The sequence below is a fragment of the Bathymodiolus platifrons methanotrophic gill symbiont genome (assembly GCF_002189065.1).
GTDB lineage: Bacteria > Pseudomonadota > Gammaproteobacteria > Methylococcales > Methylomonadaceae > Methyloprofundus.
This window is the reverse complement of record NZ_BDMN01000293.1, coordinates 1-1,603: the sequence shown is the minus strand read 5'-3', so window position 1 is coordinate 1,603 and position 1,603 is coordinate 1. Positions and strand designations below refer to the sequence as shown.

The following is a 1,603-nucleotide window of genomic DNA, read 5'->3' as shown; positions in this document are numbered from 1 at the left end:
TAAAAAAGGGTTATTCTGTCAGTCGTAATATCGTTCGATATTTATTAAAAAAACATGAATATGTTAAGCGCAAAGCCCAGAAAAACATTACGATGGGTGGTCATCCTGACCGCAATGCTCAATTTGAAAATATTACCCAATTGAAGCAGGACTACCTGGATGCGGGAAACCCTGTTATTAGTATGGATACCAAAAAGAAAGAGTTATTGGGTACTTTTTATCGTAATGGATCGCTCTATACACAAGCAGCCATTCAAACGAATGATCATGATTTCCCTAGCTCTGCAACAGGCAGTGTTATTCCTCATGGGTTTTATGACCTCAAACGAAACACAGGATATATCACGCTTGGAACGAGTCATGATACCAGTGAATTTGCCTGTGATAGCTTATTTCAATGGTGGGTAAACGAGGGTATTATTCATTATCCTAAAGCAAAATCATTGTTGATCCTTTGCGATGGTGGAGGGAGTAACAGCTCACGGCACTACATTTTTAAAGAAGATTTACAAAAGACTGCGAATGCACTTGGATTGGAAATTAGGATTGCCCACTATCCTCCTTATACCTCCAAGTATAATCCCATTGAACATCGTTTTTTTCCTCATGTGACTCGTGCTTGTGAAGGTGTTGTATTTGACTCGGTTGAAACAGTTAAAACATTGATTTCTAGAACATCAACGTCAAAAGGACTAACAACAATTGTTCACATACTCGACAAAATATACGAGACAGGACGAAAATATGCCGCTGACTTCAAAGAAATAATGCCGATTGTATTTGATACACATTTACCAAAATGGAATTACCGTGCAATTCCTCAAGAATAATTAATATCGGGAAGTTGTTTCGTGTTTCGTGCTTATTCCTTAGTAGTAAATAAATTAAAGATAGTTGTCACAATAATAGTCAATTGACTGTCTATAAACTGAATTACTTGCCAATTCACTGCTGATTCTTTGGATTTCAAGTTCGATTTTGCTTAACGCATCATTCACACCTAATATTGTTAATAGATCATCTGGTGTTTTGCCATTGAATTGGTAATTTAATGGATTGTTCAGTACATCTTTAAGTATTATTACAGAAGCATTCAATTGCCCCCAATAGGTTAGTAGTCCATCAATATCACTTGATAAGTTGATTGGAGAATTATTTTTAAATAATATTTGCAGGATTAGCAAAGAAGAGGAAGAATCTAATGGTGCTTTGTAAAGTGCTACTGGATAGTTTTGTGGAACAACCACCATACTAAGTGCATTTAGTTGAAGGAGCAGTTTCTCTGCTTGTAGATTGGATATATCCAACTTGAATTCATTCACGATATTACGAAGGATAGAAATCTTGGCACCTAAATTTGTATTAGTGCCTACAATTGCTGTCGCAGCATTAACAGCCTCTATACCGTTTAAATCTGATGCTGCATCCCCTGTAATAAAAGCCGTTTTAATAGTAACAGGCCCAAAATCAAACAGCCCTCCTGGAGCTTTATGAAACCTAAAGCTAGTGAGTGCTGAAAGTGCTTCACCACTATCATGGATTGGCGGTGTTACTAAACTGAAGTTTCCTAGAAATTCATCAAGCGACCATGCGTAACAAAACG

Annotated in this window: 2 protein-coding genes; one reads left to right on the top strand and one right to left on the bottom strand. The window is 36.9% G+C overall.

What is annotated here, in order from left to right; genetic code table 11:
- Positions 1-830, top strand: an 830-nt coding sequence (locus CDZ78_RS15470) for an ISAzo13 family transposase (RefSeq protein ID WP_087870810.1), incomplete at its 5' end; no start/stop codon positions are given.
- A 54-nt stretch (positions 831-884) separates the two neighbouring features.
- On the opposite strand, the gene CDZ78_RS22150 is transcribed toward CDZ78_RS15470, so the two are convergent.
- Positions 885-1,603 (bottom strand): hypothetical protein (locus CDZ78_RS22150; protein WP_167374335.1); only part of this gene is annotated, 719 nt, incomplete at its 5' end.